10 protein-coding genes are annotated in these 21927 nt (G+C 46.5%); 9 read left to right on the forward strand and 1 reads right to left on the reverse strand.

Annotated features, from left to right (window positions below):
• Positions 1–119 precede the first annotated feature (119 nt).
• From A3860_RS15195 to A3860_RS15215, 5 genes are all read left to right on the forward strand, one after another.
• The gene (locus A3860_RS15195) at positions 120–3494 is read left to right on the forward strand and encodes a TonB-dependent receptor (RefSeq protein WP_081147564.1); all 3375 of its coding nucleotides are present in this window, start codon (positions 120–122) and stop codon (positions 3492–3494) included.
• Between the two features lie 12 nt (positions 3495–3506).
• Positions 3507–5114 (forward strand): RagB/SusD family nutrient uptake outer membrane protein, encoded by a 1608-nt coding sequence (locus A3860_RS15200; protein ID WP_081147565.1) that lies wholly within the window; start codon positions 3507–3509, stop codon positions 5112–5114.
• Between the two features lie 118 nt (positions 5115–5232).
• Positions 5233–7581: a beta-galactosidase gene (locus A3860_RS15205; protein ID WP_081147566.1), complete on the forward strand. Its 2349-nt coding sequence runs from the start codon at positions 5233–5235 to the stop codon at positions 7579–7581.
• A gap of 8 nt (positions 7582–7589) precedes the next feature.
• Positions 7590–12089 carry a family 43 glycosylhydrolase gene (locus tag A3860_RS15210; protein WP_081147567.1) on the forward strand — a complete coding sequence of 1500 codons (4500 nt, stop codon included), beginning with the start codon at positions 7590–7592 and terminating at the stop codon, positions 12087–12089.
• 20 nt (positions 12090–12109) lie between these two features.
• Positions 12110–12373 carry a CBU_0592 family membrane protein gene (locus A3860_RS15215; RefSeq protein WP_081147568.1) on the forward strand — a complete coding sequence of 88 codons (264 nt, stop codon included), beginning with the start codon at positions 12110–12112 and terminating at the stop codon, positions 12371–12373.
• On the opposite strand, the gene A3860_RS15220 is transcribed toward A3860_RS15215, so the two are convergent.
• Positions 12349–12942: a TetR family transcriptional regulator gene (locus tag A3860_RS15220; RefSeq protein WP_081147610.1), complete on the reverse strand. Its 594-nt coding sequence runs from the start codon at positions 12940–12942 to the stop codon at positions 12349–12351. The two genes, A3860_RS15215 and A3860_RS15220, sit on opposite strands and share 25 nt — an antisense overlap.
• A gap of 372 nt (positions 12943–13314) precedes the next feature.
• On the opposite strand from A3860_RS15220, the gene A3860_RS15225 reads away from it, so the two are divergent.
• The 4 genes from A3860_RS15225 to A3860_RS15240 all read left to right on the forward strand — a co-directional run bounded on the left by A3860_RS15225 (position 13315) and on the right by A3860_RS15240 (position 21837).
• Positions 13315–16548, forward strand: coding sequence for a SusC/RagA family TonB-linked outer membrane protein (locus tag A3860_RS15225; RefSeq protein WP_081147569.1), 3234 nt, complete (start codon positions 13315–13317; stop codon positions 16546–16548).
• Positions 16549–16587: 39 nt separating this feature from the next.
• Positions 16588–18375 carry a RagB/SusD family nutrient uptake outer membrane protein gene (locus tag A3860_RS15230; protein WP_081147570.1) on the forward strand — a complete coding sequence of 596 codons (1788 nt, stop codon included), beginning with the start codon at positions 16588–16590 and terminating at the stop codon, positions 18373–18375.
• Positions 18376–18446: 71 nt separating this feature from the next.
• Positions 18447–19340, forward strand: a complete 894-nt coding sequence (locus A3860_RS15235; protein ID WP_081147571.1) for a metallophosphoesterase family protein — start codon at positions 18447–18449, stop codon at positions 19338–19340.
• A gap of 187 nt (positions 19341–19527) precedes the next feature.
• Positions 19528–21837 (forward strand): GH92 family glycosyl hydrolase, encoded by a 2310-nt coding sequence (locus A3860_RS15240; protein ID WP_081147572.1) that lies wholly within the window; start codon positions 19528–19530, stop codon positions 21835–21837.
• The last annotated feature ends 90 nt before the right edge of the window (positions 21838–21927 follow it).

Below are 21927 nucleotides of genomic sequence, written 5' to 3' on the forward strand. Positions count from 1 at the left end.
GCGCTTGCAACACCCCCAGCCAATAGTTTGGGTAACCCATAATGAAGGTCCCGCAAGACTGCTTTCCTCCCGACAGGTCGGGAGGAGTATACATTACTTAACCCAAACAAAACAAAGTTATGGATTTAAAATCTCTTTGTTTTCCCCTGCATGCTTACAGGAGAAAATTAAACCAAACACTGCGGATCGTGAACAGTACAATTCTTTTATTGCTGGTAGCCTGCCTGCAGGTGAGTGCCACCGGATATTCACAGCGAATTACGCTGTCGCAGCAAAACGCCCCATTGGAAAAGGTGTTGAAGGAAATTGAAAAGCAAAGCGGCTATACGTTTGCCTACACCGGCACCATGGTGGACAAGGCTAAAAACGTTTCTGTTAGTATTGTGAACGGGTCATTGGAGCAGGCGCTGAACCTGTGTTTCAACGGGCAGCCGTTTACCTACACCATCATCGAAAAAACCATTGTCATTAAACCGGCCATAGTGGTGGAGGCTGCACCAAAACCGGCGCCACCGCCCATTGAAGTGAAGGGTGTGGTTACAGATGCAGCCGGTAAAGCATTAAGCGGGGCATCGGTGAACCTGAAAGGCTCAACGCAGGGAACCTCTACAGATAAGAACGGAAATTTTTTGATTCAATTACCAGAAGGGGGCGGAAAGCTGGTTATTTCCTATGTAGGGTATGAACCGTATGAACTGGCTGTTTCGAGATCAGGAACGGTAAAGGTTGCTTTAAAACTGGCCGAAACAAAAGTAGATGAAGTAGTGGTAATAGGGTATGGCACACAGAAAAGGTTAAATGTCACCGGGGCGGTGTCAACGGTTTCGTCGAAAGATATTGCCGACAGGCCAATCACCAATATTCCCAATGCCATTCAGGGAAAAATGGCCGGTGTTACAGTAACCACTTCCAATGGCCAGCCGGGCAGGGACGCAGGTACCATCCGCGTCAGGGGTATTGGTTCGGGTATAGGTAGCGGTGGCGCCAGTACCACGCCTGCTGTTATCATCGACGGCGTTCCCGGTTCTATCGGTGATCTTAACCCCAATGACATTGAATCGATGTCGGTGCTCAAAGATGCTGCCTCATCGGCTATTTACGGCGCAAGAGCTTCAAACGGCGTGATCCTGATCACCACAAAAAAGGGGAAAAAGGGCAGCCTGCAAATGCGTTACAATATGTACGCCGGTGTACAGGATATTACCCGCAAACCTGATTTTTTACCATCCTGGCAACAGGCTGAATTATACAACGAAGCCCGGGCTAATGAAAACGCACCGCTCAAATGGACCGATACCGACATCCAGTTGTTTAAGGACGGCACTGACAAAACAGGCGCGCATCCCAATACCGACTGGTTATCGCTGTTGTATTCGGAACCGGGCTGGCAGCAAAACCATAATGTAAGTGTTAGTGGGGGAGATGAACGCACCAATTACATGGTTTCGCTGGGTTATTTTGACCAAAAGGGAAACATCCAAAAGTCCCGGTATCAAAAATTCAACGGCTTAATTAACCTCAATTCTCAACTCAATAAAAAGATCGGCGTCAATGCGGGGCTCGGCTTCCTGTATGCGCCTTTCCAGGAACCGGTAAGCACCTATGCCACCAGCTTTTCGCAAATCATAAGAATGGCAAACCGCATTTCCAATACCGTTCCCGATAAATGGGAAAATGGTGCGTTGGGCTATGTGTCAGACGGTAGTGCCATGGCGTGGCTTCAATCGCCCTCATTCAACAGATGGCAAAACTATACCGTTACGGCCAATGCCGGGGCCGATTGGTCGCCATTGCCCGGGCTGCATGTAAAGCCTTCATTTGGCTACCGGTTAGCTATAGGTCAGCAACAGCAATATGTTTCCGACATTCAGTATTATAAGGGTGGACCGGCCGGTACGCCGCTTACCCCCACCAAGTACCAGGGCCCGAATAATTTACTCAACGCTACCGATAGAACTGTTTATACCCTGGTGCAGGGTCTTGCTGAATACACAAAATCGATCGGCCATCACAATATGAAGCTGCTGGCCGGCGCTTCACAGGAATACTCCGTTTATAATATTTTCTCCGGCTCGCGCCAGGGTTTCCTGAACAACTCACTCACACAGCTGAACGTAGCGCCCGCTTTAGGCCAGGAGGCAAAAGGAAGTTCGAACGACTGGGCGTTGCAATCTGTTTTCGGCAGGTTCAACTATAATTTCAGGGAAAAATATTTGCTGGAAGCTAACCTCCGCTTCGACGGCTCCTCCCGTTTTGCAAAAGGGCACCGGTGGGGGAAGTTCCCTTCGGTTTCAGCAGGCTGGGTATTGTCGAAGGAAAATTTCTTCAGTGGCTTAACCCCCGCAATAGACCTGTTAAAGGTGCGTGCATTCTGGGGTAAGCTGGGTAATCAGCAGATCGCCAACAACTATGCCTATTTTGAATCTATCGCCGGTGGACAGGTGTACTCGTTTAACCAAACGCTGGTAACGGGTGTGGCGCCTAACGCGGGAGCTAATCCGCTGCTGCAATGGGAAGAAACTGAATCATCGGGCGTGGGCATCGATGCTGCCTTCCTGGCAAACAAACTGACCCTGTCATTGGATTACTTTGAAAGGAAAACGGAAAACCCGTTAATGCGTTCACAGGCCGGCGCGCCTTATGCCTTTACACCGCCCTATGTAAACGTAGATGGCGCCATGACCAACAAGGGCATTGAAGTAAGTGCAGGATACAGAGATGCCATAGGGGCATTCAATTATAGTGTTAACGGTAACTTCACTTACATCAAAAATAAAGTGACCCGGTTAACTGGCGGCAGGGTGATCAATGATAATACCTTTTATGATGTAGGTACGCCTTTATACTCTCTTTATGGTTACGAAACAGAAGGCATCTATCAAAAAACTGCCGATATAACCGGCACCGCTGTGATCAATAACAAGGTTTCGGCAGGCGACCTGAAATATAAGGACCAGAATGACGATGGAAAGATCGATGCAAAGGATAAGGTCTTCCTGGGCACTTATTTCCCAAAAATAACCTATGGCTTCACGTTGTTTTCCGGTTACAAAAATTTCGAGCTTACCCTGTTCTTCCAGGGAGCGGCTGCAGTAAAGGCCATGGCCGGAACCCTTATTGGGAGCGTTGGACCAGATGTAGGGAAACCCACCAGTGTATTCCTGGACAGATGGACGGCTGCTAACCCATCTGCTGCTTTTCCCCGGCTTTGGTACAGTTACAAACAAAATGATCCGCTTACGAACCCTTCCTCTTTCTGGGTAAAGGACGCATCGTACCTGCGCCTCAAAAACGTGATGGTTGGTTATAATATTCCGCAGGCAATTGTTAAAAAGGTGGGACTGAATAATGTGAAAGTGTACTACAGTGGTCAAAATTTGCTGACGTTCACAAAGTTTTACAAATGGATAGATCCAGAAACAGGATCAGCCGGCAGCATCTACAACTATCCCCAGGTAAAGATCAACACATTTGGAGTTAACGTAACATTCTAAAAAGCCCGACAAATGAAAAAGAAATTATTCTATATATTATTTGCAGGCACTTCACTGGTTGCCTGTAAGAAAGATGTTTTAAATACTGCGCCTCTTGATGAATATAGCAATAGTTCGCTTTGGACCTCAAAGGCCGATGCCAATGCCGCATTGACCGGCTGCTACAGCGGCTGGGAGCTCGGTGATAATATCCTGTACGACGACTGTATCTCAGATAATGGATTTGACCAGTTCCCGTGGGAAGGGTATGAAACCTTTGCATCGGGACTGGCCACGCCCAGCAACCCGGGTGTAAATAAGTACAGTTATACCACTATTCAGCGGTGTAACTGGTTTTTGGAGAATGTTGATAAAGTATCTGCAACATTACTCGACAATACCCTCAGAGACAGAATGAAGGGCGAGGCCAGGTTCCTGAGGGCATACCGGTATTTTGTGTTAAGTCAGGTGTATGGCGATGTGCCGCTGACGCTCACCAATATAACTACCGCCGAGGCTAATACGATCACGCGCACACCCAAAGCGACCGTGGTTGATTTTGTTCTTAAAGAACTGGCTGAGATCGCCCCTGCATTGCCGGTCAGTTATTCGGGCAGCGACATAGGCCGCATTACCCGTGGGGCTGCCCTGGCTTTAAAGGCCAGAGTAGAACTGTTTAACGCAAAGTACACAGATTGTATAACAACCTGTCAGCTATTGATGACCGCGCCATTCAGCTACAGCCTGTACCCCAATTATGAAGGGTTGTTCAGGCCGCAGAATTCCAATAACAAGGAAGTGATCCTCGATGTGCAGTACCTGCAAAACGACAATGCCGAGTGGGTGTTGGGTGCCATGCTGCCCAATTCGTACGGCGGCTGGAGCTCTATGGCGCCTACACAATCCCTGGTAGATGCGTATGAAACAAAAAATGGAAAGGAGATCCAGAACGATCCTTCCTACGACCCGCTGCAACCCTATAAGAACCGCGACCCCCGGTTGGATGCTTCCATTATCCGTCCCGGTCTTTATCACAATGGCGGTTATTTTGACCCGTTAAGCCAGGGCTCAAGCGACCTGGTAGGAAATAACAACGCATCGCCAACAGGCTACAACTGGAAAAAATATGTGGCCGACCTCGATGACTATAATAACTCTGCCTATGGAACCGACATCTGGAATACCGGTGGAAGTATTATAGTGATACGGTATGCAGAAATATTACTGGCCTATGCAGAAGCAAAAATTGAAGCTAATCAAATAGACGCTTCGGTGTATGCAGCCATTAACCTGGTGCGGCAAAGGCCAACAGTCAATATGCCTGTAGTTACCAATGCCCTTTATCCCGACCAGGCTTCCTTGCGTACGTTGATCCGGCGTGAAAGAAGAGTGGAGCTGGCTGGCGAAGGGCTTCGCTGGTACGATATTCAGCGCTGGAAAATAGGTTCAACCGTATTGAATGGAAATGTAAAAGGATGCCTCAATGGCTCAGTAGACCCTTCTAACGGTAACCTCACCCTGATACCCAATTCGAATTTCGTGGCCGGGTCAAGGTCTTTTGCCGATAAGAATTATTTATGGCCTATTCCGCAAAAAGAAAGGGATATCAATAAAGAATTGTCGCAAAATCAGGGATACTAGTGTGCCAGCACATTTATTTAGGAGAACATTATGAGAATAATAAAGCTTACTGCCGGGAGAAGATATATTTTCGACCGGCAGCTAAGCCTGCTCCCTGAGAAATGAATTAAAACAAAATATGAAAAAACTGCCTTCCCTTTTTTTGCTGTTGCTGGCACTTCAGGCCGGAAAAATTAAAGCCCAGTCAAAACCCGTTACGAACCTTTTGACCACCTCGTCCTTTTCAATTTCGGATGAGGATTTTATGCTCAATGGTAAACCATTTGTGATCCGTTGTGGTGAAATGCATTTTGCCCGTATTCCACAGGAATATTGGCGCCACCGGCTCAAAATGGCAAAAGCCATGGGATTAAATACCGTTTGTGCTTACCTGTTCTGGAACCTGCATGAGCCGGCTCCCGGGCAATTTCAATGGAATGGTATGGCCGATGCGGCACAGTTTTGCCGCATGGCACAGGAAGAAGGATTGTATGTGATACTGCGGCCCGGGCCTTATGCCTGCGCAGAATGGGAGTTTGGCGGTTTCCCCTGGTGGTTACTGAAGAAAAAAGATCTGAAAGTTCGTACGCAGGATGCTTATTACCTGGAACGTTGCCGGCTTTACCTGCAGGAAGTGGGCCGGGTACTGGCCCCGTTGCAGGTAAGCAATGGCGGTTCCATTATAATGACGCAGGTGGAAAATGAATATGGCTCATATGGGAATGATAAGGAATATATTGGTAAAATAAGGGATTACCTGGTGGAAGCCGGTTTTACCGTACCACTTTTTACCTGCGATGGCCCTTCCCAGTTAGTACAGGATGTGCGGGATGATCTGTTCTGCGTAGTAAATTTTGGCGGCAACCCCGAAGCTAATTTTAAAGCGTTGCGCGCTATACGGCCTAAGGGCCCGCTTATGTGCGGTGAATATTACCCGGGCTGGTTCGATTCGTGGGGTACCAGGCACCACAGCGGTTCTTCAGAAAGAGTGGAAAAAGAAATTGGCTGGATGCTCGATCACAAGGCTTCTTTCAGTATCTATATGGCCCACGGCGGCACCTCGTTCGGGTTGTGGTCGGGCGCCAATTGCCCGCCATTCCTTCCCCAAACCAGCAGTTACGATTATGATGCACCCATTAACGAAGCCGGATGGGAAACCCCGAAATTTGTTGCCTTGCGGAATTTATTTTCCCGCTACCTGCAGCCTGGCGAATCGCTGCCCGATGTTCCTGCAAGGAACCCGGTTATAACCATTCCTGCCTTTCATACAACAGAAACAGCGCCTGTATTTTCGAACCTGCCGTCGCCAATAGCCGATGAAACGGTGCGCAACATGGAAGAATACAATGAGGGGTACGGTGCTATTCTCTATCGCACAAAGCTGGCTGGTGGCGATGCCGGTAGTTTACAGATCAAAGAGGTGCACGATTATGCACTTGTTTACCTGAATGGAAAAAAGATAGCTGCCCTCGACAGAAGGAAAAATCAAAATACCTGTCAGTTGCCTGCTACCAAAAAAGGCGATGTGCTCGACATCCTGGTTGAAGCAATGGGCCGGGTGAACTATGGCGGCCATATACACGACAGAAAAGGCATTACTGAAAAAGTGGAGCTGATCGTTAATGATAAAAATACCGAGCTTAAGAACTGGAATGTATACCCGTTGGCGTTGAATAACGATGCGGCGCCTTCCAATTTGAAATTCCGTGCTGGTGAAACAAACGCACCTGCGTATCATAAAGCGAAGTTTGTGTTAGACAGGACCGGCGATACATTTCTTGATATGGGTACCTGGGGCAAGGGCATTGTTTGGCTCAACGGTCATTGTTTGGGCCGGTTTTGGAATATTGGCCCCACACAAACCATGTATGTGCCCGGTCCCTGGTTAAAAAAAGGTGTGAATGAGATCATCGTACTCGATTACAACGGACCAAAAATGAATGTGCTGGCCGGGTTGGAAAAACCTTTGCTGGATGCGGTAACTGAAAAGTCTTCAGTAAAAAAACACCGCAAGGAAGGGCAACAGGTAAACCTTGCATATAGTCAACCGGTATTTACAGGCGCGTTCAACGAAGGCATTGAATGGCAGACGGTGAATTTCAAAGCAACTGCCGGCCGGTATTTCTGCCTGGAAGCATTAAATGCCCAGCGTGCAGATGATCACTATACCACCGGGGCCGAGCTGTACCTGATCGATGAAAAAGGAAAGGAAATTCCGCGGAATAAATGGAAGATCGTTTATGCCGACAGTGAAGAAATGGAAGGGGAAGATGGCAAGGCCGACAACCTGTTCGATCTGCAGAACACCACCATTTGGCATACCCAGTGGCAGGATGCATCGCCCAAACACCCGCACCAGGTAGTGATTGATCTGGGCGCTGAATACAGGATCGCGGGCATGAGGTACCTGCCGCGCCAGGATGCACCCAATGGTCACATAAAAGACTTCAATATTTACCTGAGCAAGACGATGTTCAAAGGACTATAGAAAGTGCTATGCGAAAATTGTTACTGCTTTTTTTTATAACCACCACCTGTGCTGGACAGCAGCTCTATGCACAGAAACAGGCTGCTTCACCCGTTTATACAGCCGATAACGGTGACGGCACCTATAAAAATCCCCTGCTTTGGGGCGATTGGCCCGATCCCGATCTCATAAGGGTGGGGGATGAGTTTTATTTCGTTTCTACCAGTATGCATTATGTGCCCGGTTGCCCTATCTTAAAATCGAAGGACCTGGTGAACTGGGAAATGGCGGGGTATGCAGTTGACCGGTATAACGAAGACCCGCGCTATAACCTGCAGGGCGGTAACATGTACCTGCGTGGTTCCTGGGCGGCAACCATCAGACATCATAACGGGTTATTCTATGTTGGGTTTTGTACGCCCCGGTGGGATAAGGAGAAAGGACAGTTCTCCATTTGCACGGCAAAGGAGGTGAAAGGTCCCTGGACGCGCACCATTTTTCCGGAATATTTATACGATCCCGGTTTGTTTTTTGACGATAACGGAAAAGTATATGTGGTGCATGGGCAGGGAAAGTTGTATGTGACCGAGCTGGCCGCCGATGCCCGCTCTGCTATTGGCGCTGCCAAAGAGATCTGGACAAAACCTATAGAAAAGCCGGCAGGTTCTACGGCCCCGGGCCAGCGTTATGGTATGGAAGGCTCGCATGTATACAAGATCAATGGTTATTACTACATAACCTGTCCGGCCGGCGGCACCGAAGGCTGGCAGGTGTGTTTACGCAGTAAAAATATCTATGGCCCATACGAAAGCAAAGTCATTGTACAGGATGAATCGTCGTACCCCGCCAATGGGTTGCACCAGGGCGGTATGGTACAGTTGAAAGATGGAAGCTGGTGGTTTTTGATCATGCAGGACCGCGGGCCTATTGGCCGGGTGCCGCATTTGGTACCCGTAGTGTGGAAGGAGGGATGGCCCCTGTTGGGAATAGACGGCAATGGCAAAGGCGTTCTCACCTATACAAAACCGAATGTAGGTAAAACCTGGCCGGTAAAAGTTCCTGCAACCACCGATGAGTTTAACAAGGCCACGCTGGGCCTGCAATGGCAATGGAACCACAACCCCGATCGGGAAAAATGGTCATTGAAAGAAAGAAATGGGTATCTGCGTTTGCATGCTTCGCTGGCAGCAGAATTACCTACAGCACGAAATACATTGACGCAACGCGTGCAGGGACCTGTTTCGGAAGCAACCGTTGAGCTGGAGCTTAACGGATTGAAGACCGGCAACACGGCGGGATTTGGGGTATTTCAATCACCCTATGCCTATATAGCAGTAAGGAAAGCGGGAAATAACAGTTGCCTGCTGATGGTAAATAATGGGAAGGTGATCGACAGCATCGCACATTTCAATGCGCAAAAGATCTGGATCAGGGCGCATGCCACCCATCTATCGTACATCGCTACGTTTTCATACAGTACAGATGGAAAGCATTTCATCCCATTCGGAAATGAATTAAAAATGGGGCTGGGGTACGACTGGACGGCCAACCGCTTTGCGCTGTTTAATTTCAGCGCAACCAAAGAAGGTGTTGGTGGATATGCCGATTTTAACTGGTTTCATTTTACCGGTTCCAACCCAAACTCCTCTACTGTTTCTATTGCAGATGCGGCGCGCAGCGTTTTTAACTTAAATACCAACTGGGCTTTCTTCAGGGGCGATGTTAAAGACGCCGAAGCACCCGGGTACAATGACAGGGATTGGGTATCGGTGAGTGTTCCGCATACCATGCGATTGGAAAAAAAGCACAATGGCGGCAACAATATTTACCAGGGTATAGGCTGGTACCGCAGGTATTTCAAATTAAACAGGACGTACGCAGGCAAAAGACTGGTGCTGAATTTTGATGGCGTGCAAAAGAATTGTGAGGTATTTCTCAATGGCGAAAAACTAACCACGCATTACGGCGGGTATATAGGATTTGTAGTTGATATAACCAATAAGGTGAATTTTGACACTGACAATGTGCTGGCTGTTCGGGTTGCTAATTTGGATGATCCCCAAACCCCGCCCGGCAAGGAGCAGGCAAAACTGGATTTTAATTATTACGGCGGTATTTACCGGGACGTAACACTCATAGCGACCAATAAGGTTTATATCTCAAATTCGCTTGAAGCCAATAAAGTTGCAGGTGGGGGCGTATTTATTACTTACCCAAAAGTGAATGCGCAACAAGCTGCAATAAATGTGAAAACCCATGTTGTAAGCCAAACCCCGGGCACAATTCCCGTAAGGCTTGTAACAAGCATCCGCGATAAAGAAGGGCAGGAGGTGGCAAGGGCAGAGACCGAAGAAATAGTGAGCGGTGAAAAAGAATTTGAACAGCGGCTCCAGGTGTTAAACCCCCAGCTATGGCATCCTTACCACCCTTATTTGTACCAGGTAGTTTCACAGGTGTACAATGGAACAGAATTATCTGACGACGTAACAACGCCCAGCGGCATTCGTACCATTTCTTTCAGATCACCCGATGGTAAAGCCGATGGGTTTTATATTAATGGAGAGAAGTTGTATCTGCGGGGCGTGAATCGCCATCAGAGTTATCAGAATATAGGAGATGCAGCCGCTAATTCCATGCAGTACAGAGATGCCCTGCAGATCAAAAAGGGCGGGTTCAATGCAGTGCGGGCGGCGCATTATCCGCAATCGCCTGCGTTTTTAGATGCCTGTGATAAACTGGGGTTATTGGTGATCGAATGTGAGCCCGGGTGGCAGGCATTCAATAAAGATTCCGTTTTTATAAAGAGATCGTTTCAGCAAATACGTGAAATGATCAGGCGTGACCGTAACCGGCCGTCTGTGTTTTTATACGAAACATCTTTAAACGAATCGCCCACGCCTGAATCATGGGCCAGGGAAGCAGTGCGCATTGCACACGAAGAAATGCCCAATGATCAGCTGTTCACTTCAGATGATTTTTTTGCCAACGGAAAGAAGTGTTACGATGTAAGTTATAAAGTGATCAATGAAGATGGTACCGACCCAATGCCCGAAATGCCATCCCTGACAAGGGAATGGGGCGACACCTGGATTGCAGACCCAGCAAAAGAAAATGGTCTCAGGGCCTCTATGAGCTACACTGCGAAAGGACTGTTAACTCAGTGCCTGCTGCGGCAAAATGCATTGAATGGTACCATGCTGGAGGAGGAGGGCGGGTATTGGGATCACGCCCGGCTCGATGCCAACGAAAGGATCAGCGGGTATTTTTTGTGGAGTTTTAATGATATAACGAGAGGGTGTGATCCGGTTACCGCTTATTGTGGCGTAGTGGATATTAACCGGTATGAGAAGTTCGGTTATTATCAGTTACAGGCCATGCAGGACCCCAAAAGAACTATTTATGAACCAATGGTATTTATAGCCAGTTATAACAGCCTTCCCGGCCTCGACTCAAACATCGTTGTTTTTTCCAACTGCGACAAGGTGCGGCTATCCAGGAACAATACATTAGTTGGAGAAATGACAAGAGCAGAAAATGCAGCCACCGCTCCATTTGTTGCCGCTAAAGGCGGAAGCCCCTACTATTGTTTTAAGACCGGCCGCTATGAATCAGGTGAGTTGAAAGCAGAAGGGATGATCGATGGCAAAGTGGTGAAAACGCATGTTGTAAGAACGCCGGGGAAGGCCCACCACCTCGAAATTGTAATGGCAGCTGATGGTATAAAACCGGTGGCAGACGGTTCAGATATGTTGCCTGTGTATATTAAAGTCTGCGATAAGAACGGAACAGTGGTGACAAATACAAAACCGCTTCAATCTTATACCATCCATTTAAATGTATCAGGCAATGGAACGCTTATAGGCGCCAATATGCCCGGTATTTCCATTGCAACCCAGCAAACGGAAGGCGGAATAGGTTATGGCATTATTCAAACGGCAAAGCGCGCGGGACGCATTACCATGACTGCCACCAGCCCGGGATTATTACCGGCAACGGCCGTGATCAATACAAGCCCCTATAGAGGAAGTTATTTGCCCGACGGTGTTCACGTACAATGGAAAAATGAAAAAGAAACCGGGACCAGGGTGGTAAAAGACAGTGCCGGAACCGCCCTGCCTGCGGTCATTAAACTTACCCGGGAAATGATAAGAGTGTCCGGTGAAGTGAATAGCAGGGGTGTTGAAAATTTAACAGATAATAATTCCTCAACTGTATGGACGCACGAAAGAAACAGCTTGCCGGTTGAGATAACCATTGACCTGGGCCGGAATTATATACTTGGTGGCAGCAGGATCTTCTGGGGAAAAGACAGTGACTGGTATACTTACTCCCTTGCTGCTTCTTTAAATGGAACGGAATGGCAAACGCTTATCAATAAAGAAAAAGTGTCGGGCCAGGAGTATAAACCAGTATTATTTAATTGTTATGATGTGAGGTATATCAGGGTGGTTGTTTTTGACGTGCAGCCTGAAAAAAGTAAAGCCGCAATTAAAGAACTGGAGTTTTACGGATACCCGGTAAAGAAGTAGCTTTACCAAAATATTTGCTCATGCTCCTCGATTTTATCGGCTGGATCGGGTTTGCTAGTTGTGTAATTGCCTACTTCCTATTAAATATTGGGTATATCCGGTTCAACGGGTGGCCTTTTCAGCTGTTGAACCTGCTGGGTGGTACAGGGCTGGCCATAAAGGCCTACCAGCTTCATGATGTGCCCAACATGCTGGCAAACGGTTTATGGGGACTGATCGCTGTTGGAGGTATTATCAAGTATTTTATAAAAAGGTCCGATCAGGAGATCCCGAGCAAACTGTAAGCGGCCGCTTTATGCCGGATCACTATTTTTTCATATTCTTTTTTATCGTTGATAACACTTACATAAAAGTAAGACCCATCCACTAACACAAAAAGCTTATCGGCCACTTCCTCAACGTTTTTTACCGACAATATTTTACCCTTATTACACGATTCAATAAAGGATGCCAGCCTGCTGCGTAGCGTGCTGCCAATGCTGTGGTACATTTGCTTTATCTTTTTATCCCTGAAGGTGAGCGCATAGCAACTATAAAATAAGCCATCGTCAAAAAGGTTGTTCCATTTTTTTGAAAATAGATTGTCGATCATTTTTTTAAGGTCGGCCAGGGTAGGTTTATCGGTATTTTCCACCCTGTAAATAAGCATGTACTTGTCGAGGATATACTCAATGAGGGCATACACCAGTTCCTGTTTGTTCCTGAAATAATGAACAATTAAGCTGGGGTTTATTTCCATTACCTCCGCAATTTTAGCAATGGACGTTTCTTCCAGGCCCTCTTTTTTAGCTACTTTATAAAAGGCTTTTATGATCTCTTTCTTTCTTGGTTCTTCCAAACTTTTTCTTCCCATAAAGCTACTCTTGGTGTCTGTGAATTGATTCAAAAGTGAAAAATACACAATCTGTTCAAATAACAATTATATGTGTGCTTATTTTTTTAGCAGCGGAAGAATGGTCGTATTTCCCCTGCAACTGATCGTGATAATTATTGAAGGAGGCAGGTGCCGCAGTTTACACAATCGATTGCGTGATCTTTAAGTTAAACATTTTATCGAATATTATAAATTGAATGAATGTTCAATCAAAATAATTAATAATTTAGTAAGGGAAAATTGCTAATTAGTTAAACTGCCAAAAGGAATTATTGCAACTGTAATTGTGAATTTTGCAACGATCAGGATTCATGATTTTTAACTCATTTACAAAATCTTAAAATGCCAACAATGCCAAAACTAACTTTCGCGCTTTTGTTTTGTGTACTTTGCCACTACGCAGGCGCGCAGGACGTAAAAATCAGCGGTGTGGTACGGTCTGCCCGCGATAGCAGCCTGCTACAGGGAGTTTCTGTTACCGTAAAGGGTACCAAAAAAGGTGCCACCACCAATGCATCGGGAACGTATAATATTACCTGTCAAAAAGAAGCTGTGCTGAGCTTTAGTTTCATCGGTTATACATTACAGGAAATTCCGTTGAACGGAAACAATACAGTTAATGTGTATCTGCAGGTGGAAGCCAACGGCGATCTGCTGCAGGAAGTGGTAGTGAACGTAGGGTATGGAACCCGCAAAAAAATTGAGGTTGCCGGGGCCGTTGACCAAATTGCCGGCCGTAAAATAGCTGAACGGCCGGTTGCCAACATCCTGCAGGGATTGCAGGGCGTGAGCGCCGGTTTAAATATTACCTATTCCGGTGGCGCACCCGGTAGTACGCCTAATATTAATATCCGGGGCCTGGGGTCAATCAACGGTGGCGGTGGCGCGCCTTTGATCCTGATCGATGGGGTGGCTGCCCAAACCGATGACCTGCTGCGGATAAATCCTTCCGATGTAGAGTCCATCACCACGTTAAGAGATGGCGCATCAGCTGCAATCTATGGCGCCCGGTCGGCCTTTGGTGTTATCCTGATCGTTACCAAAAAAGGAAAATCGGGCGGCCGGCACACTATTTCTTATAACGATTATTTCGCTATCTCAAAAAAGACGGTGATGCCTGACCCGGTAACTGATCCATTCATTTATAAAAAAGTAATGAAGATCGCCACCCAGAATACACCCTGGGATTATGCCAGCTTTACCCCCTGGGAACAAACCTGGGCCAAACAGCGGAGCGATGATCCTTCCTCTGCCCCTGAAGTAATGCCGAATCCGGATAATCCAACGCAATGGGCGTATATGGGTAATTATAACTTTAATGATTATTTTTTCAGCAAGACCAATTTCTCGCAATACCACACCATTTCTTTCAGCGGATCTTCGGCAGGAAAAATGCCGGTCAATTATTTGTTATCGGCTGATTACACTAAAGAGAATGGCCTTATCAAGCTTGCCAAAAATGAGTGGAACCGGTATGGCCTGAGGTCTAATCTCAGTATTAATCCATTACCATGGTTACGGGTGGAAGATAATATGAGTCTTTACCAATTGGTAAAAGATATGCCTTCTTACAATATTACAGATGTGTATTACACGCAACCTGTTAACGTGCCTAAAAACCCCGATGGCTCGTGGGGAAACAATACGGCGGGCATTCTTGCCGGTGAGTTGGCAGATGGCGGACGGAATAAAGAAACCCGTTTTGGCTTTAATAACATTTTAAGAGCTATTGTAACGCTGTTAAATGGCGATCTTACCATTACCGGAACGGCCAGTAATAAAAGAGAACTCTGGAATGGGTATTACTCCTATTTACCTATACAGGTGGGCTATGGCCCTAATGATATAAGGACCACCAATTCGCCCGGCTCAATTACCAATGTGAATGGTGTTGCCAGGCAGGATATTTATGACCTGTTTGCAAACTATAACAAAACATTCGGGTTGCATAATATTAAATTGACGGCAGGTTATAACCAGGAGTACTACCAATGGGACCCATTGTCGGTGAACAGAAATCAATTGATCTCTACCAGTCTGCCATATTTAGGCCTTACCCTGGGAACAAACCCCAGTATTACACAATCTGGTTTTGGGGCTTCTTACTACGACTACGCTATCAGAAGTTATTTTGGCCGGGCCGAATATACGTTTAACGACCGTTATATTGCCACATTCACCGCCCGCAGGGATGGTTCATCAAGATTTCCTGCCAGTGGCCGTTGGGCATTTACACCCGGTGTTTCAGGCGCGTGGATAGTGAATAAGGAAAATTTCTGGAATGCAGTAGCCCCCTATGTTTCCACTTTTAAACTCAGGGCCTCTTATGCAAAACAGGGAAATCAGTCGGTTAGCTATTATGGATATGTGCAGGGATTGGGACTGGGTACTTCGGGATATTTGATCAATGGCGCGGGGCAGCAACCCATTACTACGGTGCCTGGCCTCAGCGTTGATCCCAATAACTACACCTGGGAAAGCGTAAGTTCAAACAACTTTGGAACCGATGTAAGTTTCCTCAATAACCATTTGAATGTTACGTTCGACTATTATGTGCGCAATACTACGGGCATGCTGGTGCCATCGAAAGTATTGCCTGGTGTGTTGGGAACTTCAGCGCCCCAGCAGAATGCAGCCAATATGAGCACCAAAGGCTGGGAGTTTACAGCAGCATATAATACCTCGTTTAATGTAGCCGGCCAACCTTTTTCATTTAATATAAAAGGCCAGTTGTGGGACGATAAAAGCAAGATCACCAAATACGATAACCCGCTTGGATTATTTTCGGCTCCATACCGGCAGGGACAAACTGTTGGCGAAATGTGGGGGTTAGTGAATGATGGCTACTTTAAAGATCAAAATGAGATCTCGGCTTTGGATGAAAGCGCCATTATTCCCTGGGGATCGCTTAATGTGGTGCCGGGCTGGCCGAAATATATTGATCAGGATGGTGATAAGAAAATTACAACAGGGCCCAGCGATAAAAATCCTGGTGACTTACGCGTTATCGGCAATTCAAGACCCAGGTATCGCTATTCATTTAACATAGACATGGCATGGCACAATATTGATGTGTCCTTATTCCTGCAAGGGGTGGCAAAAATGGATTATTATCCGCATCACTACCTGTTCTGGGGACCTTACCAACAGCCTTATGCAAATATTTATCCCTGGAACCTTGATTTTTACCGGGGTACCGCTGCAACTGATGCAGAAAAAGCCACCTACTCACAGTCATATATTAATGCCGGGCTGGCCAATGCAAATACCAATTCCAGCTACCCGGTATTGCAGTCATGGCTTGCCGATGCTAATTATGGCTCAGGTCTTGATATTCCACAAACAAAATACCTGTTGAGCGGTGCGTATTTAAGAGTTAAGAACCTGACAGTGGGCTATAGTTTGCCGCATACTGTGATCAAACAATTGGGCATTCAACGATTCAGGGTATTCTTCACCGGCGAAAACCTGTTTGAATTTTCTTCGATAAAAAAATATGTGGATCCTGAATCCATCGCTACCGGCAATGGCTGGGTGTATCCTTATCAAAGAAAATATTCTGTTGGTGTAAATCTTGATTTTTAATTATCCTGTTATAAGGAATCATTCCAAAAAAATAGTCGGATGAAAAAATATATAGCGATCATCATCACGTTTGTAGTGGTAAGTTCCTGTAAGAAGGACTTTTTAGACCGCTACCCGCAAACAAGCATCTCACCACAACTCTATTTTAATACCGAGAGCGATCTGTCATTGTATGTCAACGGTTTTTTAGACCATCCGGGAACATCCCTGTTTGTGAACGGAAATGAACAGGGAACCGACGACTATGCCACAACGGGCAATGTTACCATGAAGAACCTGATGAGTGGGAATATAAGCTCTAAAAATACACCTAATAACTGGGGCTGGGGCCGGCTGCGCTCTATTAATTATTTCCTGGGTAATTATGCAAAAGCCAATGTGGCGGATGCTGTTAAAAACCATTACGCAGGTTTGGCAAGATATTACCGGGCAAAATTTTACCTTGATAAAGTAAAGAACTATTCAGATGTTCCCTGGTATAGTAGTGCCATTAACCCTTCCGACTCGGCCATGTTATACAAGGCCAGTGATGCCCGCACCCTGGTGGTCGACAGCATTTTTGCCGATCTTGATTTTGCCGTCAACAACGTAATGGAAAAGGTTCCTGCAGGTACACCCGGCTTATGGGCTGTAAAGGCCATGTATGCACGGATGGCGCTGTTTGAGGGCACTTACCGCAGGTATCACCCTGAACTGAACCTGCAAAGCACAGCCACCCGGTTTTTGCAACTGGCCCGGCAACAGGCAGGTGATATTATGGCTTCCGGAAAGTTTGCCTTGACCGCAAATTATTCAGATCTGTTCAACAGCCAGGACTTAAGCCAGAACAAGGAAGTTATTTTGAATACCGGTTATGATGCAGCAAAAGGCGTTTCAAGTTCAGGGAATTTTGGATTGCTGGATTATGAACAATCTCCCTCAAGAGACCTGGTGCAAACCTATTTAATGAAAGATGGTACAAGATTTACCGATATTCCCAATTACCAGCAAAAGCAGTTTGTAGAGGAATTCCAGAACCGCGACACCCGGTTGTATGCTACGTATATGTATCCGGGTTTAATGATCATTCCGTCCACAAAGCCATATGTGCAAAAGCTCAGCAGCAATTTCACCGGGTACCATCAACTGAAAGGGTTCAATAACAATAGCACCGATGGCACCATTGTCAGCAGCGTTGATGTAGCTGCGATCAGGTATGCAGAAGTGTTGTTGACATACGCAGAGGCCAGTGCCGAACTGGGTACCGTAACCCAGCCGGACCTTGATAAAACCATCGGTTTATTAAGAACGCGAGCAGGCCTACCTGGGCTGAACATGGCAATCGCCAACGCAAATCCTGATGCCGTTTTGCAGGCCAAATATCCTGATGTTACCGGCGCCAACCAGGGGCTTATCCTCGAGATCAGAAGAGAAAAAAGAGTGGAATTTGCGTTGGAGGGGCAGCGCTATAACGACCTGATGCGCTGGAATGCAGGCGTCACCTGTTTTGCGCCCTATGCACAGGGCCTTTATTTCCCTGGCCTGGGTCAATACGATCTTACAGGCGATGGCATCCCTGATATTATTTTGATCAGTAAGTCAACACCGATACCCAGCGATAACAACAAAATAAAAAATTCCCTGGGTGTAACCCTGGTTTATTACAAAGCCGGCAGCTATGGCGATCAAGGTGTAACGGTTTATTTGCAGAATGGCGAGAGTGGCGGCCCCACTGTTACCGGGGTTAGTGCAAGAACTTTTACCGCGCCCAAATATTATTATTTACCTATACCGGTTTTGGAAATAACGCAAAACCCGAATTTGAAACAGCCATTTGGCTGGCAATAATAATGGTCAGTTAAAGAAACCGCAATAAGAGGTTGCTTCAATGAAGCAACCTCTTAAATAATTTTAAAACTATGAACAGAAAAAAATTCCTGACAGGCCTGCCCATACTGGCAGCTGCGCCCGTATCAATTTTGGCAAATGAAGCGGCTCCGCCACGGAAGGAGAAGCCTGTACTTACCCTGGCCCATATTACCGATGTACATATACGAAGTGGAGACAATGCACCCCAGCGGTTTAAGGATTGCCTCAGCAAGATCAAAAAACTGAACGTCGACTTTTTTTTAAATACCGGCGACTCCATCAACGACGCTTCGTACGACAATGTAAAAAGAGAAAGTGTAACGGAACAATGGCAGCTATGGGACAACTGTTTGCAGCAGATAAAAGGATATGATATCTACAGTTGCATTGGCAATCATGATATCTGGTGGGCCGCGCCTGATAAAAACGATGACATGTATGGAAAAGAGTATGTGGTAAAACGATTGAACATTCCGCACCGCTATTACAGCTTTACCCGCAGTGGCTGGCATTTTATTATCCTGGATGGAAATAATAAAAATATTTCACTGGACGAAGAACAGTTTAACTGGTTGGCGGCTGATCTGGAAAGTATTCCTGCCAATACGCCCACACTGATCATGTCGCATTACCCTACATTTGGCGCTACACCCATACTGGTAGGCGGCAACCATAGTGATCGTAATAAATTAAAAGATCTTTTTTATAAACATAAAGATAAAGTAAGGGCTTCCCTCAGCGGGCACAACCATTTGTATGATAAAACATTTTACAATGGCGTATGGTATTGCTGTAATGGCGCCATGAGCGGGTTCTGGTGGGGCAAAGGCGATAAGGATTCAACCGGGCCGGGTTATTATTTTGAAACGCCGCCTGGTTTTGCCATTCTGAAGTTATATAAAGACGGCGGGTTTGAAAGCGAATACTACGCGCATGAGCTTTAGCAATAGCATTTGAAAACCGGCAGGGGAGTATTGCGATATTTCCCTGCTGTGAACCAGGCAACTTCAATAATATTGATAAAAACAGATGCAATATTTACAAATAACAGGGCCTGTATTTTTTGTCAGTCATTTTAATGGATATTTGGGACCCGATACAAAATGATTCGCTGACAAATAACTGCTTTGCATGAAAATAAATGGTTTGTTTTTGGCATTAATGTGTGTGACAGCAACGATCAATGCCCAAATACAACAGCCCGCCGATTATGTAAATCCTTTTATAGGGGCCAGTACCAGCATAGAGAAGGCCGGTGCATCGCATGGGTTGGGTAAAACCTTTCCCGGCGCCACTACACCTTTTGGATTGGTGCAGGTAAGTGCGAATACCATTACCGGTGGCGATAACGGAAGTGGTTACAGTTATGAGCATACTACCATTGAAGGTTTTGCCTGTACACAAATGAGTGGGGTGGGGTGGTATGGCGATCTGGGCAATTTCCTGGTAATGCCCACCACCGGACCATTACACACGGCTGCGGGGAAGCCGGGGGAACCTGGCAGCGGCTATCGTTCGCGATATGATAAACAAAGTGAGAAAGCAAGGGCCGGGTATTATGGGGTACGTTTAACAGATTATGATATCAGGGCAGAGCTTACTGCGGCTCCCCATAGTGCTGTAATGCGTTTCACTTTTCCGGCACATCAGCAATCGCGTTTACAAATAGACCTGGCTCGCCGGGTAGGAGGTACCTCGGTGCTACAATATGTAAAAGTGGTGAATGAAAATACGATCACCGGTTATATGAAATGCACCCCCGAAGGCGGAGGTTGGGGCAATGGGGATGGGAAGGGGGATTACACGGTTTATTTCTATACGAAATTTAGTAAGCCATTACAACATTACGGAGTTTGGAGCGCCGATATACCAGATGGGCTCAGGCGAAAACGGGAGAATATTGAAAGCGATAGCTATCAGCAACGGATTGCAAAAGCGGAGGTGCTTCCCGGTGTAAGAGAAAAAGAAGGGAAGCACCTGGGCTTTTTTACCGAGTTTGCCACCACGGCTAATGAAGCAGTAACGATGAGCACAGGTATCTCGCTGGTAAGTATGGAAGGGGCCCAAAAGAACTGGCAGGCAGAGATCGGCAACAAAAGCTTTGATGATGTTTGCCGGCTGGCGCATGAAGAGTGGAACAAAGCGTTAGGTAAAATAACAGTGACAGGTGGCAGCGACAATGATAAAACCATTTTTTATACGGCGCTGTACCATACCATGATCGACCCGCGCAGTATGGCCGATGTAGATGGTAAATATCCCGGTGCAGATGGACAAATTCACAGCAGCACTTTATTCACCAAACGCACCATTTTTAGCGGGTGGGATGTGTTCAGAAGCCAGATGCCGCTGCAAACCATTATCAATCCCCGCGTTGTGAATGATATGATCAATTCCCTGGTTGAGCTGGCTGATCAAAGCGGTAAACATTACCTGGAGCGTTGGGAGTTTTTTAATGCCTATAGTGGATGTATGATAGGTAATCCCGCTATCGTGATGATCACAGATGCGTATGCCAAAGGCATCAAACAGTTCAATACGCAAAAAGCATTGGCCTATGCCATTAATACTTCGGAACGGTTTGGGACTGGTGACAAAGGATATTGCGCCGGTGGTTCATCTGTATCCAATACCCTGGAATATGCCTTTAGTGAATGGTCGTTGTCAAAGCTGGCGGGCATGCTTGGTAACAACGCGGTGAAAGAAAAATATGAAATGCGAAGCCGGTCGTGGCAGAATATCTTCGATACAACAGTACAATGGTTCAGGCCCCGGAACAACGACGGCAGTTGGGCAGCCTGGCCTGCCAATGGCAGGCTGGAGCAAAGTTATGGTTGTGTAGAGTCGAACTTATATCAGCAAGGCTGGTTTGTACCCCACGATGTTACAGGTATGATTAAGTATATGGGGGGCAGGGAAAAAGTTTTGAATGACCTGCTTCATTTTTTCGACAGCGTGCCAGCTAATATGCTATGGAACAACTATTACAACCACGCCAATGAACCGGTTCATCATGTTCCTTTTTTGTTTAACTGGCTGGGCGCTCCCTGGTACACGCAACAATGGACAAGAGCTATTTGCGCGAGGGCATACCATAATTCGGTGGAGGGATTGGTAGGAAATGAAGATGTGGGGCAAATGTCGGCCTGGTATGTGTTGGCCGCAAGCGGTCTGCATCCGGTTTGTCCTGGCAATACCCGTTATGAAATAACCAGTCCGGTATTCGATAAAATTACTATCCGGCCGGGTATGGGTAAACTGTTTACAATTATCGCAAAGCATAACAGCAAGCATAATCTCTATATACAAAGGGCTACCCTGAATGGCAAACCCTGGTCAAATTGTTTCATTGATCATGCACAAATTATTGCCGGGGGTGTGCTGGAATTGGAAATGGGATCAGTGCCTAACCAGGAATGGGGGAGGGGGGCGGTCAATTGATTTCAATTACATTTCTTAGCGCCGGTTATCAGGATGTTTCCATTGGTCAGGGCGTAAAAAAAGCATCAGTCTTTATCAAAATAGCGTCGG

This window comes from Niastella vici, assembly GCF_002077945.1.
GTDB lineage: Bacteria > Bacteroidota > Bacteroidia > Chitinophagales > Chitinophagaceae > Niastella > Niastella vici.

Excerpts from the sequence above, each read along its gene's own strand:
- A3860_RS15195 (WP_081147564.1), top strand. The coding sequence starts at position 120 with ATGGATTTAAAATCTCTTTGTTTTCCCCTGCATGCTTACAGGAGAAAA.
- A3860_RS15235 (WP_081147571.1), top strand. The coding sequence starts at position 18,447 with ATGAACAGAAAAAAATTCCTGACAGGCCTGCCCATACTGGCAGCTGCG.
- A3860_RS15240 (WP_081147572.1), top strand. The coding sequence starts at position 19,528 with ATGAAAATAAATGGTTTGTTTTTGGCATTAATGTGTGTGACAGCAACG.
- A3860_RS15230 (WP_081147570.1), top strand. The coding sequence starts at position 16,588 with ATGAAAAAATATATAGCGATCATCATCACGTTTGTAGTGGTAAGTTCC.
- A3860_RS15220 (WP_081147610.1), bottom strand. The coding sequence starts at position 12,942 with ATGGGAAGAAAAAGTTTGGAAGAACCAAGAAAGAAAGAGATCATAAAA.
- A3860_RS15200 (WP_081147565.1), top strand. The coding sequence starts at position 3,507 with ATGAAAAAGAAATTATTCTATATATTATTTGCAGGCACTTCACTGGTT.
- A3860_RS15215 (WP_081147568.1), top strand. The coding sequence starts at position 12,110 with ATGCTCCTCGATTTTATCGGCTGGATCGGGTTTGCTAGTTGTGTAATT.
- A3860_RS15225 (WP_081147569.1), top strand. The coding sequence starts at position 13,315 with ATGCCAAAACTAACTTTCGCGCTTTTGTTTTGTGTACTTTGCCACTAC.
- A3860_RS15205 (WP_081147566.1), top strand. The coding sequence starts at position 5,233 with ATGAAAAAACTGCCTTCCCTTTTTTTGCTGTTGCTGGCACTTCAGGCC.
- A3860_RS15210 (WP_081147567.1), top strand. The coding sequence starts at position 7,590 with ATGCGAAAATTGTTACTGCTTTTTTTTATAACCACCACCTGTGCTGGA.